The organism is Mycobacterium sp. 050272, from assembly GCF_039023525.1.
Taxonomy (GTDB): Bacteria; Actinomycetota; Actinomycetes; order Mycobacteriales; family Mycobacteriaceae; genus Mycobacterium.
In genome coordinates this window covers 216,500-233,679 of sequence record NZ_JBCHKV010000004.1, presented here as the reverse complement: position 1 = coordinate 233,679, position 17,180 = coordinate 216,500, and the positions used below count along the sequence as shown (strand labels likewise).

The window sequence follows — 17,180 nt, the reverse complement described above, 5'->3', positions numbered from 1 at the left end:
TTCTGCACGAAGGGATGAGGACACAGGCGCGTTCGCCGGATCCGGCACCCCTCTCATCAGAGCTTCGGCACCACACTGCGTATCCGGCCGAAGCCAGAAGCCACTTGGGCTCAACCCTTAAGCCGGGAAGAGCTGTCCTGACCCTGGGCGTCTTTCGACGTTTGAGGTCAGTGGCCTATATCCGTAATGGAAGCCTCACCTAACGAGGTGCTTGCACAGGACATCGTGGCATTCGAGACAGAGTGAGTCAAGCTAGCTGCGAGGCGTTCGCAACAATTCACTGTGCGGCCATACCGAATCCATTCAGCCGCTCCGCGGCAGTGTTAAAGCGTGTAATGAAAGGGCGTTCAGCTCGACTTCTTCTCTGCGACTGCCGCACTGAGGCCCTCGAGCAGATCGTCACCGCTGAGTTCTTTGAACCGCAGCAGCTGCAGCTCGCTGAATTCGGTGGTGTCGCTGGCCAATACCGCGTCGAGGTCCTCGTCGTCGAGGCGGAAGCTCCGGTGATCGCGGGCCTTTTCCACCACGTTTCGCACGAAGCCGGCGTTACCGAGGGTGTCGATACCGCGGATCAGGTCGCCGTCTTCGGAGTAGCTCTCGTCGGCGTAAAACTTGGCGTACGACGGCCGCAGGGCCTCGGCTGCTTCCTCGGTGATGACGTCTTCGTTCTCCTGGCCCATCAGGCGGGTCAATGCGACCAGCTCGTCGGGCGTGTAGCTGAAGAACTCGATCACGGTCGAAAAGCGCCGTCGCAGACCCTGGTTCACGTCGAGCATCTTGTCCATGGCCTTGGCGTAGCCGGCGCCGAACACCACCAGATCGTCGCGGTGGTTCTCCATGTACAGCAGCAGGGTGTTGATGATCGCGTTGCCGTACGGGTCGCCCTGTTGGTATCCCTTCTCGTGCAACGTGTGCATCTCGTCGAAGAAGACCGCTCCGCCCAGGGCTTCCTCGAGCATCTCCTCGGTGTTCTTCTCCGCGTCGGCCATGTAGCGGCCCAGCAGCTTGGTGCGGCTGGTTTCCACCACCACGGGCTTGCGCAGTACCGTCAACCCGCATAGTTGCTTGCTGAAAGCACGCGCCACCGAGGTCTTTCCTGTTCCGGGCGGGCCCAGCAGCAAGGTGTGGCGCGAGGTGACCGGCACCGGTAGGCCCATCTTGGCGCGGGCCAGGTTCACCTTGGTCGTGGACTTGATGAGTTTGATTTCCCGCTTCGCTCGCTCCATGCCCAGCATGGCGTTGAGCTCTTCGTCGCCCTCTTCCAGGTACTTGGCCGCCGTCTCGGCTTGCTTGGCCGCCTCGGCCTGCGCGCGCGTCGGTGCGCTGTCCGGGTCCCACGGGTCGGTCCGAGCCTCGATGGTTTCCGGGTCGGTCAGCACCAACTGGTAGTTGGGGTTGTCGAGGGCTTCGCGGGCCGGGCCGAACTTGGGGTCGCGGGAGTACACCCGGCGCAGCACCTCGACAGCCTCTTCCTCGCGTCCGAGGTGCCGCAGGCACATGCCCTGGGTGTACAGCGCGACGTTGGCCGCTCCGGGTACCCGATCCGCCTCGATGGCGTCTTGGCTGCGCCGCACCGCTTCCTCGAAGACGCCGAGCGACGCCAGTGCCGTGGTCGCCATCGCAGCGCCGGCTGCCTTCAACTCGGGGTTACGCCAGATCTTTCCCTCGGGGAATTGCGCGAGGACATCCGGCCATCGTCCGGCACGGAAGTAGAGGACCCCTCGCACGTAGGCGATCAGCTCTTCATCGATGGGTAGGCGCGGTTCGACGCGGTCGAGCAGTTCGGCGGCTTCCTCGTAGCGCTTTGCCTCCGCGAGCACCGCGGCGTACGCGCACGCGAGCGACTCCACGCTGAGCACCGCCAGCCGCAGAAACAGCCCGTCGGAGACGTCCGGATGAAACTGCATTTCCGTGACGCCGAGCCGACGGGTTTCCCAGCCGAAAGTACTTACCGCCGACCAGGCTCCGGCGATCACCTCGATGCTCTGGTCACCGGCCAACAGACGTGCCAGCCAGGCGTCGCACATCGCCGGGTCCAGCGTGGTGGCCGTGGTGAACATCCGCAGCGCCACTTGCGGGTTGTGGCTGGGCTGAAGACCGTTGACGGAGATTCCCGACGCCAACAGCCCGGCAACCATTGCGTTACGGGCGTCCTCTGCCGTCGATTGCGGGCGGCTCATTGACCTGCGAGCAAGCGCTCAGCGTCCTCCCGCACCTGGCCCACCTGAAGCACGAGGTCGTCGTCGGGGAGCAGTCCTCGGGTGGGCACGACCAGCAATGGGCGAATCGTCGGAGCAGGCAGGCTGGCGCGCACCGCCGCCAACTGGCGACCGGTGAGCCGGTTGAGTCCCGACGACACTCCCCTGGGCAACCGGCTGTCGCTGTGATAGCGCACCCAGCCGGAGACCTCGGGCTGGCCGTCGTCGGCGGTGAGCTGAATGGTCACCACGGTCGCCTCGGCGTCGGGCAGCCACAGCTCCTCCAGCGTCTCGGTGGTGATGTCCGACGGCGTCAACCAGAAACTGGTCGCGAACCCGTTGAAGTGCTTGAGGTAACGCCAGCCGGGGCGGCTCCAGGTCGGCTCCAGGTCCGCCAGCACGGCGCTGTCGACCTCGGCGATCTCCTCGGAGGTCAGCGGCCGGGGCGTGCAGCCCGGCGCGTCCAGATCCTGGACCAGCCGCTCGGTGGCCGCGACCAGCGTGGAAGCCAGCGAATCGCGGGCCGCGACCGCGGCGACGTTGGACTGCGGATTCATCCGCAACACCAGCCAGGTACGGCGCACGTACGAGGCAGGCTGATCGCTGACCAGCCCCCACTCCTCCGGACCCAACTTGTCGAGCTTGGACAACTCGGCGGCGTTACCGCCGCGGCGCATCTGCACCGACACGATGTCGATGCCGTCCAGGATGACGTCGAACTGGCGCAGTCCCGCGGCCACCGATCGCACCAGCACGCTGGCCGGCGGTGCGCTCTTCTGGCGGTGGTGGCGCGATGTCGCGTCGTCGTCGCCGTCCAGCGCGATCACCGTGACCAGCCGGCCGTCGTACTCGCGCACCCCCACCTTGTCGCGCCCGTACCGGCGCTGGTAGTCGAGCGCGGGCGTGCAACCGGCAGCCAGCGTGGTGCCCGGGTCGGCGGACCAGTCCCAGAGCCAGCCGGCCAGGCCGGAGGTCACCGTCAGGCCGTGATGGGTGACCAGCGACAGCAACGTGATGATCACCGAGATGCCGACACCCACCCACCAGGCGATGTGGTACTTGCCCTGCCACGACTCGGGGCAGTGGCTGGCGATCAACAGGATCCCGACGACGACCAGGAACACGACCGTGACCCGCGCCCACGACAAAGACAACCCAAACCTGCGCTGAGCCTTCATTGCTGTTACTGCTCCGCCCTTATTGTTGCTGCCTACGACGCTTCATCAACGTCGCGATACCGAAAACGGCGCCGCCTATCAGCAGTGCGCCGGTCAATCCCCCGGCCGCCACCCACACAGGCATCATGTCGCGATGCGGCGGCGCCTTCGGCACGTTCAACGGTATCGACAGTTGCTGCGGCGGCTTGAGCGGTCCGTCCGGAATGTCCCAGGTCAGTGCCGCCACCGGGTCGACGACACCATAACCGAGCTGGTTGTCGACGCCGCGGGCCGGTGCACGCGCGGAGCGCTCCAGCCGGTTGATCACCTGATACGCCGACAGCTGCGGGTACTTGGCGCGCACCAGGGCGGCCACGCCGGACACGATCGCGGCCGAGAAGCTGGTGCCGCTGGGGACCAGCAGCGAGTTGTCCGGTCCGTCGATCGCGTTGATCAGGCCGTCGTCGCGCGGCGAGAGCCCGATGACGTCGCTTCCGGGCGCGGCGATTCCGACCCACGGTCCAGCTACGCTCGACGGGCCCTGCCCATTGCTGCCCTGGGTCTGCGGATGACCCTCGGAATCCACCGCACCGACGGTCAAGACGTAGTCGCTGAACCAGGATGGCGTCACGACGGTGGTGACGGCGTTCCAGTCGCGCGGGTCTTTGGGCTTCAGCGGATCGAAGATCGGATTCTGCTTGCAGTCCTTTTTGCTGGTGTCGCCGGCTGCGGCCACGATGACGGCATTGCGGTCGACCGCCGCGTAGCGAACCGCCGCTCCCAGCGCCCGCTGGTCGATGATGTTGCGCGCACTCATGCAGGTCACGTCGGAGATGTTGATCACCGAGGCGCCCATGTTGGCGGCGTGCACGATGGCCCGTGCCATTGTCTCGACCCCGGAGATCTTCGCCGAGGTCTGCGGGTCCTCGTCGCCGGTGTAGGCGTCCTTGAGGCCGAAGGCCTGGCTGGACTGGCGGATCGAGATGATGTCGACATCGGGGGCAATGCCGCTATAGGCGTCAGGCCCCCCGGACGCGGGCGGTGCCGGTGGTGGCGGAGGCGGCGGCGGGGGCGCCAGCGGGTGCGGGTTGCCGACATGGATCGTCTGCCCACCACCTGAGTAGGCGGGAATCGTCACCGTGCCGCCGACGTGGTTGGCGGCTCCGGGAGCCGCCGGCGCGGGTGGCGGCCCCGGCGGTGCCCCCTGCGGAGCCTGCGACGGCGAGGCCGGCGCAGGCGCGGCGGGCGGGGCCTCCGACGGCGGTGGTTGCGGCATCCACGGTGGTGGCGGCGGGCCGTCGGATGGCGGCGTGGCCGGGACCATGGTCACGGTCTGCGGTAACGGAGACAGGGTCACCGTCTGCGGCGGTGGCGCTTTCGGCGGCGCCTCGGTGGTCGGAATCGTCACCGGCTTGCGCGGTCCCGCCACCGGCGGCGGTGCCGCGCCGTTTGCCTGTGCCGCACCGATCATCGACGCCACGATGGTGCCGTGCGCGTCACAGTCGGAGAGCCCGTCGCCGCCCATGATGTAGTCCCCGCCGGGGATCAGGTGCGGGAACCTGGGGTGCGGTGTCACGCCCGTGTCGATGACGGCGACCTTGATCCCGGCGCCGCGGCCGAACTGCCACGCCTCCTGCATGTTCAGCATGTCCATGTACTTCGGCTGCAACTTGAAATCGGTGCCGGGCAACACCCCGACCTCGGTGCAGTACGAGTTCTGCTTCATCGGCGCCGGCGGCCCGGGCGGACCGTCCGGCGGCACCGCCGCCGGGTCGATCGTCGGCGGCGATATCGCATAGGCGGGCGGTAACCCGGCTAGTGAACCCGATGTGAGCAGGAGTGCGGCGATCGCCGCACGGGATGCGCGCCTACGCCACACCTTGCCGTTACCGGTACCGGATCGCTGCATAGACATTCATCAACCACAACGCCAGCGGGAAGATCGGCATCAGGCAGACGTATTCAATCCATTCCACAAACTTGCGGAACAGCGGGCTGTAAATGCTGTTCGGGACGACCGCCGCGGACACCAGTCCCGCCGCGGGCAGCAGCACCAGGATCCCCACGCAGACAGACACCGACAGCGGCGACTGCAGTTCCAGCGCGTACCGCACCACGACCGTCGCGACGATCATCACCGACGTGCCGGCCAGGGTGATCGCCTGCAAGCGATCCACGTAGGAGCGGCCGCGCAGCATCAGGAAGCCGGCGCTGAAACCGGCCAGCAGCAGCGGGAGCCACCGTTCCCCGGTGTGCGGGTCCGACAGCCCCGCCAGCGAGACCACCATCAGCACGCCGAAGCCAAGCAGCAGACCGGACAGGAACGACCGGGCCCGTTCGGCTTGCAGCAGCACGTCGCGCACCGACGCGGGTCCCTCGAGGACCGGCGGGCCGCCGCCGGTGCGGGTCACGGTGGTGGGCAGATCGGGCCGTGCCTCGAAGACCCAGCGGCTGGTGGCCGACGGGAACACCGGCAACCGGATGCCGGACAGCCGTCGCGCCATGGCGGGCGCGCACTGGTAGCCGATCACCGAGACCAGCACGATGGTCGTCAGCATCGTCACGGCGCTGGTCATGGCGACCATCCGAGCCAGGGCCGCGATCGTGGTCAGCGAGCTGACGGTGATGATCGCGGTGTACAACCCCAGCCTGCGTCCGGTGAACCGGAGAGCCAGTATCGCGGCAATGGTGAGGACGCCGAAGCCCAGCACCGCGTGCGGCGATCCGACACCGCCCGGTGGCGCCCCGGCCGCGGCGATCGAAAGCGGGGCCAGGCTGCTGACCAGCATGATGTCGGCGATGCGCCGATCGGCCTGCGTCTGGGCGCGCATCAGCAACATCATCGACACGCCCAGGACGACCGCGGCGATGACCGCGGCGTAGATCGTGGTCAGCCACGAGTTGTGGTGCCAGCGCCACCAGCCCAGCAGGGCCGCGGCGAGGAGAACGCCGCCGGACACCATCGCGGCGCCGACCTGCACGGCGACGACCGGGTCGATCGCGGCGAACCGCTTGCTCAGGTTCTGCGAGACGGCAGTTGAGATGTGCTCGATGACCTGCGAGCGCTTTTCGGTGTCGGGGACGAACCGGATCCACAACCGGTCGCCGTCTAGAACGTCCTGCTCGGACAGCGACTGAGTGGCGCGCAACGGCGAGCCGTCAACCAGGCACAGCGCCCACTTGCCGCGACCCGTCGCCTCCAGCGGAGTCTCGCCGAGCTCGCGCAAGCGGCTGTTGACCACCTTCAACAGTGGGTCGGTCATCACCGACACCGGGGCGTTGGCGTCCAACAGGACGCCGATCTGGACGCCCTCGCCGGCCATGATGCCGACTACGACTGCCCGTGGCTGTGAGATCCCCTCAATATCAGCCTGTGGCGCATCAGCTACCGCAGTCATCGGGCTGCACCCCCTGTCGTGGTGAACGTGTGGCTCTGGATCGCCAGTCGCGTGAAGGGCTCTGTCGACCTACTTGCCGAGGCTCCGGAAAGTAGTGGTTCGACCTTTTCCAATTCCATTTACCCCGCCTCGCGATTGGTGAATCCGCTGACTCTGACATTCTTTATTTGCTGCTTATTCATAGAGCAGTATGACGTGTTCGTGGCCTGGCCGCACCCTGAGTTCAAAAGCGTTACAAGCCTTAACATTTGATACTTCTTGTTACACCCTGCTGTGGGTCTTCCACTCGCCGTACGGAAGTGTGTCCAGCACGGTCTTGACCCCGACTTGCACCAGTTGCGGAGTCGCCGGACAGATGGCCAGCCAGGCCTCCCCCGAACCCGCGGTCCGCGCCTGTTGGTAAAGCGCGATACGGCCGCCCGAACCGTCCTTTAGTGACAACACCGAGGCGCTGGGCCCCTTGGCGTCGTCGCGGTATTGGCGCGCATACACAGCAACCTCGGCTGCCGGATCCGAAAGCGCCTGGCCCAGCGCGGCGACGGTAGCGGCGCTGATGCCCATCCGGCGCAGGTCGCCGCCGGAGAACACGTTGAAGCCGGACTCTTGCCACGACTTGGTGGCTTCCAGCATGTCGTCGAGCGGCACGTTGACCGCGTTGATCGCGGCGGGCTCGGCGTGGTGAATCGACTCCAGGCCGTCCAATACGAGGGCGGCGATCGACGCGCTGTCCGCGACGGCGACGTCGTCGACGGTGATGTCGGCGCCAACGCGAACCGCCGAGACCCAGTGCTGGCCGCGCCGGGCCAGGACCACCCGGAACTCGTTGTCCGGGATGTCGCGTGAGCCCGGGGGCTGGTTTTCGTCATCGACGACGCCGTAGAGCAGCTTGCCCCGCGACAGCAGTGCGATGACCTCAAGATCTGGCGCGGCGAGCACCCGCATCCGCGCCGCTACTTCTTCATTGACATCGTCGCCGACGACAATGCCCTGCTCCCGCATCACCTTCATACCGGGGTGATCGTTGAGCCAGTCACTGCTGTCGGTGGATACATAGGGCCGGCACCGCAGCTCCGGAGCGACGTGGCGGATGTCCAGTAACGCCTGGAGCATCCAGAAGCCGTCGACGTTGACGGTGATGTCGGTGCGAGTGCTCTGTTGGTCCATTAGTACCCCGGATAGTTGTTGTGCACGGTAACCGCAGGACGCGGCAGCACACCGAACCGATGGTGTGCTGCCGCGCCTGGAGTTTCGGGTGTCAGGCCCAGCTGGACCCGACGGCGCTGTCGGTGCTGGCCATGTTGTTGCCCGCGGTCTGCACCTTCTGCCCGTGCTGGTTGGCCTGCTCGTAGATGACCTGGAAGTTGCGACCCAACTGGGTGATGAACTCCTGGCACGCCACCGAACCGGCGCCACCCCAGAAGTCGCCGGCAGCCAGCACATCGCGAACGATGGCCTGGTGCTCGGCCTCCAACGAAGCGGCCTGCGCGCGGATGAGGGCGCCGTGGGCGTCCACATCTCCGAACTGGTAGTTAATGCTCATAGCGTTTTTCTCCTAATGTCTGAAGGTTACGCAGCCGTAGTTGTTACGACTAGTGGCCGAGGGCCTGCTGCGAGGCCTGCTCTTGCGTCTCGTAGTTGTTGGCGTCACGGATCAGTCCGTCACGCACGCCGTGCAGCATGTTGACAATGTTGTTGAACGCCTGGTTCATCTGACCCATCGTGTCGTACGACGTGGCCTGAGCCTGACCGCTCCAGCCCGCACCGGCGATGTTCATCGACGACGCCCACATCTTGCGAGCCTCATCCGACACCGTCTGCGCGTGCATCTCAAAACGGCCCGCCATCGCACGCATCGCGTGCGGGTCGGTCATAAAACGTGTTGCCATGTTGCCTTTCTCCTTAATTACTTGCGACTCGAGATTTTGTTGTGTTGGACAGTGGCTGGGTCCGGTCAGTTACAACCGTGACGTAATGGCCGGACCGAACACCTAAGGATGATCCCCCTCCTGACCAGCACCCACCGGACCGTCTACTCGTAGACGGCTTGCCCGACCGCTGGGTGGCTGGCGTGACCCACTCCGATGTGGGTGTCCTTAGCCTCAAATGAAGAAACCAGTTAGCCGGCAGCGGCTGCGTTGGCTGCTTCAGTAGCGGCGTACGAGCCCGAACTCATCGACAGCGTGTTCACGAACTGCTCGTGAATCGCCGTGGCCTGGGCGCTGACGGCCTGGTACATCTGCGCGTGCGCGGCAAACTGAGCCGCGGTGAGCGCTGAAACTTCGTCGGCAGCCGCCGGCACCACCCCGGTCGTCGGGGCCGCCGCAGCCGCGTTTTGGGCGCTAAGAGCAGATCCGATACCCTGCAGGGTCCCGGCTGCCGCGGCCAAAGCCTCCGGCTGTGTCGTCACGAACGACATGATTTTTCCTCCTCCATAATCCCCAAACTCTCTGATGAGAGTAGATGACCGTGATCCGTAAAGCCTGATCCGTGGACCGCCCGTTCGCAATTGTTCACGGAACGGTACGGCGAATTCACTTTTAGTAACGACACAGTAACAGCGTAAGGCCTAGTTTGGGGCCCCTGAGCAGCGAAATCACCATACTGACACTGTCTGACCTCCCTCGTTGTCGATAGCCTGCAGGCAGGGGCGTGGCCGGCGGGCCGCGCGGGCAACCGCAGGGATGAAATCCCGTCGCCGGTAACGCGCCCTGCCCGCATCGACTTAGCTAACTGCTTCTCGCGGTCCGAGCTGCGGCGTTTTCTCAACCAGCGAACGGTGGACGGGCCATCACGGTAGGGCGGAAACCGTAGCGGGGGCCCGACGCGCCGAGGCCTTGGCTGCCGCCCATGCCGGCCAGGGGCATGCCACCGAGCAGGTTGCCCGAGCCGGCGGCTTCGGGAACCGCGCTGATCGCGCTGACCGGCACCGCAGCGGCGTGGCTGACCGCCGGCGCGGCTCCAGACCAGACGGCCGGGACCGACAGGCGCCCGACCGAGCCCGCGTTGCCCAGACCCGCGGCGACTGCCGGCGCCGCGTGGGCGCCGCCGCCGAGCATGCCGCCCAGACCGGCCAGACCCTTGGGCGCCGCGGACGCCGCGCTGGCGACCGCCCCTCCCAGGGAGCCGGTACTTTTGGCGATCTGCACACCACTGTTACCCATACCGACCGAGAAGTACGGCAGACCCTCGGTGTTATACGCGAAACCGACGAACGGGCTCAGACCGTTCACGAACGTGGCGAAACTGCTCGGCAGAATGGTCTGCCCGGTCAGCAGGAACCACGCCTGGGTGAACGGATCCGTGGTGGTGGCGGCGGCTGCGGCCGCGGCGGGTGTTGCCGCGGCTTGCAGGGTGCTGGGCGTCTGAGTGATCGCGTTGGCCGTCGTCTGCGCGGCGTTGCCAGCCGCGGAGCTCGAGGCCGACGAGGTCGCCGCGGCCTGCTTGGCCCCGGCGTCCTGAGTGGACACCTCGGGCGCCGACTTGAACGGGGTCACTTTGGTCGCCGACGACGACTGCCCGGCGTAGTTGTACATCGTGCTGGCGTCCTGGGCCCAGAACTGACTGTATTGGGCTTCGAGTTGCGCGATCACGCCGGTGTTTTGTCCGAGCACGTTGGTCTGTAACGCCTGGGTCAGCAGCGCCCGGTTCTGCGCGATCAGCGGCGGCGGCACCACCGAGGCGAACGCCGTCTCGAACGCCGCCGAGGCTGAGGACAGCTGCTGGGCGGCCTCTTCGGCTTGGACCGCAGTGGTTTTCACCCACGTCACATAGGGCGTCAGCGCTTGGACCGCGGCGGCCGAAGCCGGCCCCAGCCACTCCTCGCTGGACAATTGGGAAATCACGCTCTCATAACCCAACGCAGCCGAATTCAGCTCGGCAGCAAGGGAATTCCATGCCGAGGCTGCCGCAACCAACGACGTCGAGCCGGCGCCCGCGTATAGACGCGCAGAGTTGACCTCTGGCGGCAACGCTCCAAAATCAATCGACATAGCTGAGCCTCCTGGATGCTGAGCGGACTGCACGGTGGTGTGAATCGCTGACGGGTGAGTGCACGAGGGTGGATCGAGTGGGCACGGGTCATCCAGCCGATGGTGGTCGGATAAGGACGTTGCGTTTGAAGCCGTATTTGTGGGTAAAGCCGGTCGCGGCGCGTCGCCCCGCGCCGGTCATCGGCATGCCTTGCAGGACACCGTTGTTGGCGGGGCCGGTCGCGCTGGTGGCGTAGTTGACGGTGGTGGCCTGAATGGCTTGCTCTTCGAGCGCGGCGGGTGCGGCGTTGCCCCACGCGTTGGGGACCGAGAGTCCGCCGACCTTGGCCGAGGAGGCCAGGTGCGCGGTGGCCGCGATGCCACCGGGATGGCCACCGCCCAGCGCGGCCAGGCCGGAAAACTGCGGCGTCGGATACCACGCGCCACTGGCGCCGGCCGTCGACCCCAAGCCGAACGTCGTCTGCTGCTGGATGGAATAACCGAAGGCGCCCAAACCCGTCCCGAAGTAGGGAAGGCCGCTGAGCTGTTTGAAGATAGTCTGCGGGACGCTGGGACCCCATCCCATCGGGTTGTCCGGAGTGGGGATGGTGAACCAATTGGACCACCACGGCGGATCGGTCGCCGCAGCCGCATTGGTCGAAAGTTGTTGCGCTGCTTGCGGAACGGCATTGGTGGCGGCCGCTTGCGTGGTGGCGTTGGCTGCGGTCTGCCCGGATTGACCGGCCGGCTCGGAGACCGCTTTTGCCACTGCTTGCGCCTGGTTCGTCGTCCCCTCCGGGTCGGTGGTTCGGGGGGAGGGCGTGAACGGGGTCAGTTCCGTCGCGAGCGCCGATGCGCCCGCATAGCCGAACATGGCGGCGGCGTCCTGGGCCCACATCTCCATGTACTGGGCCTCGGTCGCCGCGATCGCCGGGGTGTTTTGGCCGAAGAAGTTCGTCGCGATCAGGGTGGCCAACAACACGCGGTTGGCCGCGATCACCGGCGGTGGCACCGTCGCCATGAACGCCACCTCGAACGCGGCCGCGGCGGCCCGGGCCTGTGTGGCTGTCTCCTCGGCCTGGGCGCCTGCCGCACCGAGCCAACTCACGAATGGTGACACCGCTGAAATCATCGACGCCGACGCCGGCCCGATCCATGGTCCGCTGCTCAGTTCGGAAATCACCGAGCTGTAGCCGCTGGCCGCGGTTGCCAGCTCGGTTGCCAGCCCATCCCACCCGGCGGCCGCGGCCATCAGCGGCCCCGACCCCGGACCCGTGTACATCAGGGCCGAGGTGATTTCTGGCGGTACCGCACCGTAGTCCATCTACGCAGCGCCCGGTTCGAACGGCATGTGTTCCTCGCAACTGGAATTTGTCGACGACCTTGACCGAAATGGTTGGTTGCGAGGCTAAGGCGCGGGACCCGGCGGCTGCGGCCGTGTGAGTCCGCGGATCAGGCGGCGACCGCGCAGACGCGTGGCGCTATCCGACAGGAGTACAAGATCCCGCCGGTGGCGTACCGCGTCGCGAACGCGGGCTGTCACCTGGGCGAATGCGAGATGCCGTCGCGTCACAGCGGTCGCCGCGAGCGGAGGCTACGGGTGACACGGACGGGGCGAGAAGGTGACCGGCGGATAAAAATCCGCTCGCGGATAAAAGCCGTGGAGCACCGCAGTGCTGCTGCGCTCCACGGGCCGCAAACGTGCAGTTTGCAGCGGACTCCCCCGCGTCTGGGCTACCCGGACGCGCGGGTAGCTCTGAGCGCTAGCCGGCGAATGGCGGGCGGGCCATCACGGTGGGTTTGAAGCCGTAGCGGGGGCCCGCGCCGCCGACGCCATGGGCGCCGCCCATGCCGGCCAGGGGCATGCCACCGAGCAGGTTGCCCGAGCCGGCGGCTTCGGGCGCTGCGGTGATCGCGCTGACCGGCACCGCCGTGGCGTGGCTGATCGCCGGCGCCGCGCCGGTCCAGACGGCCGGGACCGACAGGCGCCCGACCGAGGCCGCGTTGCCCAGACCCGCGGCGACTGCCGGCGCCGCGTGGGCGCCGCCGCCGAGCATGCCGCCCAGACCGGCCAGGCCCTTGGGCGCCGCGGACGCCGCGCTGGCGACCGCCCCTCCCAGGGAGCCGGTACTTTTGGCGATCTGCACACCACTGTTACCCATACCGACCGAGAAGTACGGCAGACCCTCGGTGTTATACGCGAAACCGGCGAACGGGCTCAGACCGTTGACGAACGTGGCGAAGCTGGTGGGCAACGTCGTCTGCCCGGTCAGCAGGAACCACAGTTCGGTGATCGGGTCGGTGGGCGCGGCGGCCGCGGCAGCGGCCGCCGCGGGCGTCGCCGCGGACTGCAGCGTGCTGGGTGTCTGAGTGATCGCGTTGGCCGTCGAACTCGCGGCATTGCCGGCTCCGGTGGACGCCGCCGACGAGGTCGCCGCGCCCTGCTTGGCCTGGCCGGAGGGGTCGGTGACCTCTGGGGCCGAGGTGAACGGTGTCACCTTGGTCGCGGAGGCCGACGCAGCGGCGTAGCGGTACATGGTGGTGGCGTCCTGCGCCCACATCTGGGCGTATTGCGACTCGAGCTGCGCGATCAGCCCGCTGTTTTGGCCCAGCGTGTTGGTTGCCATGGCCTGGGCCAGCAGGGCACGATTTTGCGCGACAACCGGCGGCGGCACCGCCGAGGAAAACGCGGTCTCAAATGCCGCCGAGGCCGCAGACAGCTGCTGGGCCGCGTGCTCGGCCTGGGCCGCAGTGTTTTTCACCCACGTCACATACGGAGTCAGGGCCCCGACGGCCTTCGCCGAGGCCGGTCCCAGCCACTCCTGACTCGATAGCTCGGTGATTACGCTTTCGTACCCCATCGCCGCCGAATTCAGTTCGGCGGCAAGGGAATTCCACGCTGAGGATGCCGTGATCAACGACGTCGCACCAGCGCCCCCATACAGGCGCGCAGAGTTGACCTCTGGCGGCAACGCCCCAAAATCAATCGACATGACTAAGCCTCCCGGATCCTGGTCAGATTGCGCGTGTTGATTCCATCGCGAATAGCCCAGCGGGTCTACGAGTTTCGGCTTGTGACGACGCGCGTTGTCGGACGGCCAGATCCATTGCCGCCGCGCGCGATGCGCGGGCAGTCTGGGACCTGTGACTCGGAACGCGAGAGGGCTAGGGCCCGTGAAACCCGCTCGACTGCAGCGGGTTTCGGTCGATCACGCCGAGTCGGGCCAAACAAAATGCACGCATGACGGCCATGCGGCCGTCATGCGTGCATTAGCAATGAATCGAGTGGCTACCCGGCGAATGGCGGGCGGGCCATCACGGTGGGGCGGAAACCGTAGCGGGGGCCCGAGGCACCGAAGCCTTGGCCGCCGCCCATGCCGGCCAGGGGCATGCCACCGAGCAGGTTGCCCGAGCCGGCGGCTTCGGGCGCTGCGGTGATCGCGCTGACGGGGACCGCAGCGGCGTGGCTGACCGCCGGCGCGGCTCCAGACCAGACGGCCGGGACCGACAGGCGGCCGACCGAGCCCGCGTTGCCCAGACCCGCGGCGACTGCCGGCGCCGCGTGGGCGCCGCCGCCGAGCATGCCGCCCAGACCGGCCAGACCCTTGGGAGCCGCGGACGCCGCACTGGCGGCCGCGCCTCCGAGGGCGCCGGTACTTTTGGCGATCTGCACACCACTGTTACCCATACCGACCGAGAAGTACGGCAGACCCTCGGTGTTATACGCGAACCCGACGAACGGGCTCAGACCGTTCACGAAGGTGGCGAAACTGCTCGGCAGCACCGTCTGCCCGGTCAGCAGGAACCAGCCCTGAGTAAGCAGGTCCGAGCTACCGGTGGCTGCCGCCGGTGCCGCCGCGGCCTGCAGCGCTTGCGGTGTCTGGGTGATCGCCTGGGCCGTGGTGTTGGCGGCGTTGCCCGCACCGGTGCTCGCCGCCGACGAGGTCGCCGCGGCCTGCTTGGCCCCGGCGTCCTGAGTGGACACCTCGGGGGCCGCAGCAAACGGGGTTACCTTGGTCGCCGACGACGACTGCCCCGCGTAGCTGTACATCGTGGTGGCGTCCTGGGCCCACATCTGGCCGTACTGCGACTCGAGCTGGGCGATGACTCCGGTGTTCTGCCCCAGCACGTTGGTTTGCAAAGCTTGGGTCAGCAGCGCCCGGTTCTGCGCGATCAGCGGCGGCGGCACCACCGAGGCGAACGCCGTCTCGAAGGCCACGGCGGCCGAGTCGAGCTGCTGGGCAGCCTCTTCGGCCTGGGTCGCGGTGGTCTTCATCCAGGTCACGTACGGCGTCAGCGCCTGGACCGCGGCGGTCGAGGCCGGCCCCAGCCACTGCTCGCTGGACAACTGGGTGATCACGTTCTCGTAGCCCAGTGCGGCCGAATTCAGCTCGGCGGCAAGCGAACGCCATGCCGAGGCCGCCGTCGTCATCGACGTCGAACCCGCACCCGAATACATGCGCGCGGAGTTCACTTCCGGAGGTAGCGCTCCAAAATCAATCATTGTGATCTCCTTAGCCCGCCGCGGCCGCGTTGGCCGCCTCTGTCAGCGCATATGACCCCGAGCTCATGCTCAAGGTGTTGACGAACTGCTCGTGGATGGCGGTGGCCTGTGCACTGACCGCCTGGTACATCTGTGCGTGTGCAGCGAACTGTGCCGCGGTCAGCGCCGACACCTCGTCGGCCGCGGCCGGTACCACACCCGTTGTCGGAGCAGCAGCCGCGGCATTCTGGGCGGTCAGCGCCGAACCGATCCCCTGCAACGTGCTCGCCGCCGCCGCCAACGCTTCTGGCTGCGTTGTCACAAACGACATGTGATTCCCTCCTCAGTAACCGTCCGGTGCACGCACCGGCGGGTTTTCCCGATAATGACGTTAGTTCGCCCGCTGTTGGACTTGCCCTGTCCATGCGAACTGTTCAGACCCGGACAATCTCTGTTCATCTGGCCGTCACTTCTGTTCCTCGAGATTCCAATTCCTCATGGCCGTTATCCCGCGGACGGTGGCCGGACAAGCACGTTGCGCTTGAACCCGTACTTGTGGGTGAAGCCGGTGGCGGCGCGTCGTCCGGTACCGGTCATCGGCATGCCTTGCAGGATGCCGTTGTTGGCGGGTCCGGTGGCGCTGGTGGCGTAGTTGACGGTGGTGGCATGGATGGCGGGTTCCTCGATGGCGGTGGGTGCCGCACCGGCCCAGGCATTGGGGACCGAGAGTCCGCCGACCTTGACCGAGGTAGCCAGGTGCGCGGTGGCCGCGAGGCCGCCGGGGTGACCACCGCCCAGCGCGGCCAGACCGGCGAACTGCGGCGTCGGGTACCACGCACCACTACCACCGGCCGTGGCACCGAGACCGAAGGTCAACTGCTGCTGCATCTGGTAACCGAAGGCTCCAAGACCGACGCCGAAGTAGGCCTGCAGGCCTTGGCGCAGCGTGTTGAAGAAGCCCGGGGTCCAGCCATTGGGGTTGTCCGGTGTCGGGATCGTGAACCATCCCTGCCACCAGGGCGGATCCGTCGCTGCGGCGGCCTGCTGGGGCGCTGCCGCCGGGGCGTTTACCGAAGCTTGCTGCAGCATCTGCGGGACTGTGCTGTTGGAGGCCATCTGCGTGCCGGCGTTGGCCGCCGTCTGACCCGACTGGCTCGCCGGCTCGGAAGCGGCCTTCGCCACTGCTTGCGCCTGGTTGTTTGTCCCGTCGGGGGTGGTGGTCTGCGGCGACGACGTGATCGGAGGCACCTGCGCCTCGAGCGCCGATGCCGCGGCGTAGCTGTACATGGTGACGGCGTCCTGGGCCCACATCTCCATGTATTGCGCTTCGGTCACCGCGATCGCCGGGGTGTTTTGGCCGAAGAAGTTCGTCGCGATCAGGGTGGCCAACAACACGCGGTTGGCCGCGATCACCGGCGGTGGCACCGTCGCCATGAATGCCGCCTCGAACGCGGCGGCCGCCCCCCGGGCTTGCATCGCGGTCTGCTCTGTATCGGCTGCCATGGAGCTGAGCCAGGTCATGTACGGCAGCACCGCCGCGAGCATCCGCTGCGATACGGGCCCCATCCAGGGTCCGCTGGTCAGCTCGGAAATCACCGAGTTGTATCCACTGGCCGCTATGGCCAGTTCGGCCGAAAGCGCGTCCCAGCCAGCGGCAGCGGCCATCATTGGCCCCGATCCCGGGCCCGCATACATGCGACCGGAATTGATTTCGGGCGGTAAGGCTCCGAAGTCCAACACCGTGTCCTCCTCAATTGGCCGGGATTGCGGTGGCAATCTCGGCTATCGCGTAAGAACCTGTACAAACCACTAGGGGCTGCCTGCGCACCTGCTATCCCCGGACCGCCGACCCGTTGAAAGCCAGTCGAATCCATGCGTTAGCAAACCCGTTGAGCACGCAATCCGGTAGGTCCTGGTGCATCCGCCCGCCATCCCCGGCACGGTGTTCTATCACCGTGTTTCCCGGACAGTTGGTC

Annotated in this window: 14 protein-coding genes and 1 riboswitch; all 14 genes read right to left on the bottom strand. The window is 66.9% G+C overall.

The features are described 5' to 3' along the window. Positions 1-41: 41 nt before the first annotated feature. Positions 42-214, bottom strand: a riboswitch (M-box (ykoK) riboswitch). A 133-nt stretch (positions 215-347) separates the two neighbouring features. Further along, positions 348-2,180 (bottom strand): type VII secretion AAA-ATPase EccA, encoded by a 1,833-nt coding sequence (eccA, locus tag AAHS21_RS11040; protein WP_342927698.1) that lies wholly within the window; start codon positions 2,178-2,180, stop codon positions 348-350. After that, positions 2,177-3,376, bottom strand: coding sequence for a type VII secretion protein EccE (gene eccE / locus AAHS21_RS11035; protein WP_342927697.1), 1,200 nt, complete (start codon positions 3,374-3,376; stop codon positions 2,177-2,179). Before eccE ends, eccA begins: the two co-directional genes overlap by 4 nt. Before the next feature lie 19 nt (positions 3,377-3,395). Next, positions 3,396-5,264, bottom strand: coding sequence for a type VII secretion-associated serine protease mycosin (locus AAHS21_RS11030; RefSeq protein WP_342927904.1), 1,869 nt, complete (start codon positions 5,262-5,264; stop codon positions 3,396-3,398). Beyond that, a complete protein-coding gene (gene eccD / locus AAHS21_RS11025) occupies positions 5,242-6,753 on the bottom strand; it encodes a type VII secretion integral membrane protein EccD (RefSeq protein WP_342927696.1) in 1,512 nt (503 codons plus the stop codon). Before eccD ends, AAHS21_RS11030 begins: the two co-directional genes overlap by 23 nt. Positions 6,754-7,014: 261 nt before the next feature. After that, a complete protein-coding gene (locus AAHS21_RS11020) occupies positions 7,015-7,917 on the bottom strand; it encodes an ESX secretion-associated protein EspG (RefSeq protein ID WP_090602183.1) in 903 nt (300 codons plus the stop codon). A 91-nt stretch (positions 7,918-8,008) separates the two neighbouring features. Then, positions 8,009-8,293 (bottom strand): WXG100 family type VII secretion target, encoded by a 285-nt coding sequence (locus AAHS21_RS11015; protein ID WP_036469090.1) that lies wholly within the window; start codon positions 8,291-8,293, stop codon positions 8,009-8,011. A gap of 49 nt (positions 8,294-8,342) precedes the next feature. Continuing rightward, positions 8,343-8,639 carry a WXG100 family type VII secretion target gene (locus AAHS21_RS11010; RefSeq protein WP_090602180.1) on the bottom strand — a complete coding sequence of 99 codons (297 nt, stop codon included), beginning with the start codon at positions 8,637-8,639 and terminating at the stop codon, positions 8,343-8,345. Positions 8,640-8,869: 230 nt separating this feature from the next. Further along, positions 8,870-9,169 (bottom strand): PE family protein, encoded by a 300-nt coding sequence (locus AAHS21_RS11005; protein WP_090602177.1) that lies wholly within the window; start codon positions 9,167-9,169, stop codon positions 8,870-8,872. Between the two features lie 346 nt (positions 9,170-9,515). After that, positions 9,516-10,742, bottom strand: coding sequence for a PPE family protein (locus AAHS21_RS11000; RefSeq protein WP_342927695.1), 1,227 nt, complete (start codon positions 10,740-10,742; stop codon positions 9,516-9,518). Positions 10,743-10,830: 88 nt separating this feature from the next. Next, a complete protein-coding gene (locus AAHS21_RS10995) occupies positions 10,831-12,045 on the bottom strand; it encodes a PPE family protein (protein ID WP_342927694.1) in 1,215 nt (404 codons plus the stop codon). Between the two features lie 439 nt (positions 12,046-12,484). Then, positions 12,485-13,714 carry a PPE family protein gene (locus tag AAHS21_RS10990; protein WP_342927693.1) on the bottom strand — a complete coding sequence of 410 codons (1,230 nt, stop codon included), beginning with the start codon at positions 13,712-13,714 and terminating at the stop codon, positions 12,485-12,487. Positions 13,715-14,010: 296 nt separating this feature from the next. Beyond that, positions 14,011-15,225, bottom strand: a complete 1,215-nt coding sequence (locus AAHS21_RS10985) for a PPE family protein (RefSeq protein WP_342927692.1) — start codon at positions 15,223-15,225, stop codon at positions 14,011-14,013. 10 nt (positions 15,226-15,235) lie between these two features. After that, complete coding sequence (locus AAHS21_RS10980) at positions 15,236-15,535, bottom strand: PE family protein (RefSeq protein WP_036469081.1); 300 nt, start codon at positions 15,533-15,535, stop codon at positions 15,236-15,238. Between the two features lie 173 nt (positions 15,536-15,708). Further along, complete coding sequence (locus AAHS21_RS10975; protein ID WP_342927691.1) at positions 15,709-16,944, bottom strand: PPE family protein; 1,236 nt, start codon at positions 16,942-16,944, stop codon at positions 15,709-15,711. Positions 16,945-17,180: the final 236 nt, after the last annotated feature.